Below are 4,386 nucleotides of genomic sequence, written 5' to 3'. Positions count from 1 at the left end.
ACTTGATTCGCGATTCGCCATATAAAAATGGTATTGATAACAGACTCAAACTGAGGTTGAGCCTAATCGGACATAGGAATAATATTAGTGTGTAGGGAAGCAGCCGGTTAAAGAAAGAGAGCGAGACCATTAGGGTTCGCTCATTACAGATTAGTGATAATTTAATTCCATCGTATACAGGCTATTGAGTATAGCTTGCTGATGATTAGGAGACTTTGAATTGATTGACTAGTTGTTCCAGTTCAATCGCGAATTCAGCTTGTTGCTCAGACAGTACGCGAGTGGTGCCAGCATTTTCTGTGTTGACTTCAGCGTGATCCTTAATGCCAACAATTTTCTCACTCATATCTTCAGCCACAGCACTTTGTTCTTCAGCGGCTGTCGCGATTTGGGTACTCATATTATTGATTTGATTGACCATATTGGTGACATTTTCCAATGAGTGGTTGGCGGTATTGGCTTGCTCTACAGTTTCATGGACCTTAGAGAGGCTTTCTTCCATCACACCCACCGCATTTTCAGCGTTTTCTTGAAGCTTATTAACGATGATGTCAATTTCTTCGGTTGATTCTTGGGTTTTACCTGCCAATGTTCTGACTTCATCTGCGACGACCGCAAAACCCCGGCCTTGTTCACCTGCTCTCGCGGCTTCAATGGCAGCATTAAGTGCTAGAAGGTTGGTTTGTTCAGCAATACCACGAATTACTTCCATAACTTTACTGACGTCTACGCAATCCTGTCTTAGTTCATCTAGTACGGTTTTTGTATTACTGGTTGTCTGCTCTAATGACTCGACGACATTGACGGCGGTATTAACAGTTTCTTTACTAGAGATTGTCTCGTCATAGGCTTCATTGGCGCTTTCAGAGGTGCTGACGATATTTTCGGCGACTTCTGAAATAGAAGCAGCCATTTCCGTCATAGCTGTAGCGACAAGTTCAATAAGAGCTTGTTGCTCGTCGAGGCTTCTTGAATTATCTTGGCTAGCGACTGTCAGTTCAGCAGAAGACTGGCTTGTTTGACTTGCAGCCTGGTGAATCTGCTCCAATACATGCTCAAAACTGCTTAGCATTTCATCGAAGTGTTGGGATAGCTCAGCGATTTCGTGTGAGCCACTTATGTTTGAGCGAATTGTCAGGTCCTTATCATGATTAATCTTTCGCATGACATGGGTTAGCCTTTGGATAGGAGCATTGATGGATCGGAATATGGCTAAATTAATAATAAGAATAATCACAGTCAGTACGCCGGTTATCATATAGAAGGTTGACTTACTTCGTGCTTTGGTTGCCTCTAACGAACTGTTCATCATGGCAGATAACGAAGTAAGCTGTTCCTCGCTTTGATGGATGGTAGCACGTAGCTGACCGAGCAAGCCTGTTTCGGGGCTTAATCCAAGTTCTTGTGTCTTAACCGTTAGCTTTCTAAAGTCATAAGCGTAAGCGTTCAGGTTTTTTCTGACCTGGTCTTTAATTTGCGAAGGTAGCGCTCTGCTATCCAAAGTAGACATTATTGCCGCCATATCAGTATTAAACTTATCGATGTATTTTGTGTCTAGTCGCAGCATAAAGTCTTTTTCTCGACGACGTAACATAAGTGTTTCCGCAAGCAGTTGGTAGTCTTTTAGCTCAGTAATAGCGGACTCAGCACTGTGTACTGATGCTCGAAGAGTACCGTAAAGCCCGGTTTTAGGTGTTAATCCTATTTCTTTTTGAGTTTTCGATATGGTTAAAAAAGTTTGATGATAGCTTTTTATTATGTCGCCTAATTTGGTGAGATTATCTTCAGTGTCAAACCCAAGTGAGTTGTTTAATACTTTTAGTTCGCTAATTTCTTTGTTTAGCTTTGCAACATTATCAGAGAATCGTGTGACGTATTTTTCATCTTTCCTGGTGAGGAAGTCCTTTTCATTCCGTCTCAAGGTAAGCATGTTAGAGTTAAGCTTTTCAATGGACACAAGCGAAGAAGCTGACTCTGATAGTGTCTTGCTAAAATTGAGCTCGACTAAGATGATTGTAAGCATACCAACTAATGTAATAGTGCAGATTGATAAGAGCTTAGATTTAATTGATATGTTATCTAACAGTTTGGACATATTTGACCCCCTATTGCCTATTCCAGAAGCTCGTTACCTATGAAGTTGAGCTGTATCACAGATAGTATAGTTGAGTTTTGACTTTTAGGAGCTTGAAAAATGGACTTTTGTATTTGTGTGTTTAGGCGCTCAAGAGATGGTTATCCCAGGCAATTTTGAGGCCTGGGTTGGATAAGTTTTGACTAAGTTCTTTTGTTGTATTGTTGTAGTGGTAAAGGTTGCCTAAGCCGTTGGAAATAACAAATTCATTGTTTCGATAGCTGGTTAAACCGCAGCCATCTTTACAACGAAGACTGCTTAAATAGATTAATTGATCAAAGTCCCAAAAGGTAATCAAATCTCCTTTGGGTGAGGAAACCGCGGCAGTTTTTCCTATGGGGTCAAAACAAACGCTGCCACAATAATGCTTCATGGCATAATTAACATCATCGGGTGCCCAAAGAGGTTTGAGGTCTTTCCCTCGTTGGTGGTGGGCAACCAAGGGAACGCTGTCAGTTTTATCTCCTTGATACTGTAGGCCGATCACCACTTCATCTCTTTGGTTGATATCGATGTGACGAATGCTCAGCTGGTGGTATTCCTCTTTTAACTTTACTTGCTCTAGTAAGTCACCACTCGTAAGCGAGACATAAGTTAGTGAAGGGGACATGGTATCGAGGTTCAGCTTTACACGACCTTTATCCGGGTGTGTGAGAATACCTCCATTGGCAATAACTAAAGTATCCGTGTCGCTGCAGAGCTTTATTTCATGTGGACCAATACCATGGCTTGAGAGCTGGGCGTGTACGCGATAATCGTTGAGCACATCTCTCACAAAAAGCCTTCCTTGACCCGAATCTATGTGATTTTCAGTGCTGACCAAATAACGTCCATCAGGTGTGTAAAGAGCATGCCCGTAGAAGTGGAAACCCTGTTCAGGCTGAATATGTTTTATCACTCTGCCTGATTTGATTGAAGATACGATTATGTATTGACCAGGACGCCGCCCAATGACTGCTATTTCTTCTTTATGAGGGTGCTTGATCACCTGGTGAGCTCTGGCGGGAAGCTTAAGCCGACTGACAGGTTCGCCATTTCCTTGTAAGCAAATTACCCAATGCTGACCGTGTCTATCCCTAGCTGCACTAATGAGCAATTCTGAGTCGTTTTCCTTGGCGAAGGCATTGAATGGGCTGAGTAAGCTGCTTGCGACTATAGATCCAAGGAGCTGTCTTCGGCTTAGCCTTGTGTTTTCTAATGTCGAGAGTTTGTCAGTCATTAATCACCATCTCGACTGTTAAAGCCAAGGTGAATACCCAAGGCCGATACTGATGTTTCGAGCTCCTTGTGTAAGGTGCCTATTTTCTTATAGATGTCTAATGTTGCCTGGTAGCCTTCAGCTGTTCTGACTGCATTTTCCAAAGGTGTATTGATCTGCTTAATTGCATCGACCAGGGCCGTGTATTGATGGCTAATTGAATGGTATCTTTCAGGGGGGAGTATGTTGGCTAGCCCTTCAAACATAAGCTGAAGGCTAAGAATATTCAACTCAATATTGCGCAATGAGCGTTGGCTTCTCCATGATTCCAGTCGCTTATATTTTTCTTTCCCAAACGCGCTGCCAAGCGGGCGTTTAAGCTTTAAGTCTCGTATGACTTCCAAGGGTTCGATCATTGTTTTTAATAAAGCTGTGGCGGCGTCGATGTCGTCTTCGAAGTAGCCGTCTAGTTGTTTAGCGTCGGCAAACTGGCCACGCATATGCTTAAGCCACTCGCTATGTAGTGATGTACTGATCGTCGAAACATTCTGAGAGATCGTCGTTAATACATCGCAGTGGAACTTATTTGCCTTGAGTTCATTGAGCGCCGATTGTTTGAAAAGAATTCTTTCAATCGCGGGTAAGCCTTTAACGCTAATGCTGACACGCTGGAATTTATCTTCATTCAGCAATGTTTTGTCGTCACTTGCTAGAAGAACACCTAGGTGTTTGCCGATATGATTCTTCTTGTCGGGCCAGAACTGTAAGCTATGGCTGCGCATTGAAAACTCTATGGGGCCAAACGTGATATTTTGAATAGATTGCCAGGCATCCATCGTCTTGTGGAAATCACCGATGCTATTATCTAGCGCCTCTTGAGAAGGGCTTTGGCAGAGGCCTTGGGTGCTCTGCTGCAAAGCCTGAGAGGCAGCGCTAAGCGATTGATAAAACGGGATAACAAAGCTATTAACTGTCGCATGGTTGAAGTTTTTCCAGTCAGCTTCACTTGGGGCGGCATGACATACAAATGAGAGGATACAAGCTAAGAAAATAC

Annotated in this window: 3 protein-coding genes; all 3 read right to left on the bottom strand. The window is 42.9% G+C overall.

The window, feature by feature from the left end; all coding sequences use genetic code 11:
- Positions 1–205: 205 nt before the first annotated feature.
- Positions 206–2,095, bottom strand: a complete 1,890-nt coding sequence (locus tag A3761_RS00455; RefSeq protein WP_068764726.1) for a methyl-accepting chemotaxis protein — start codon at positions 2,093–2,095, stop codon at positions 206–208.
- Between the two features lie 121 nt (positions 2,096–2,216).
- The gene (locus A3761_RS00445) at positions 2,217–3,353 is read right to left on the bottom strand and encodes a DUF1513 domain-containing protein (protein WP_068511217.1); all 1,137 of its coding nucleotides are present in this window, start codon (positions 3,351–3,353) and stop codon (positions 2,217–2,219) included.
- The coding region (locus tag A3761_RS00440; RefSeq protein WP_068749621.1) for an imelysin family protein at positions 3,353–4,386 on the bottom strand (1,034 nt) is incomplete at its 5' end. The genes A3761_RS00440 and A3761_RS00445, both read right to left, overlap by 1 nt.

This window comes from Oleiphilus sp. HI0123 (assembly GCF_001635315.1).
Note: the sequence above shows the minus strand (reverse complement) of the source record. Positions and strands in the feature narration are given on the sequence as shown.

Coding starts and splice junctions, on each gene's coding strand:
- A3761_RS00455 (WP_068764726.1), bottom strand. CDS start 2,095: ATGTCCAAACTGTTAGATAACATATCAATTAAATCTAAGCTCTTATCA.
- A3761_RS00445 (WP_068511217.1), bottom strand. CDS start 3,353: ATGACTGACAAACTCTCGACATTAGAAAACACAAGGCTAAGCCGAAGA.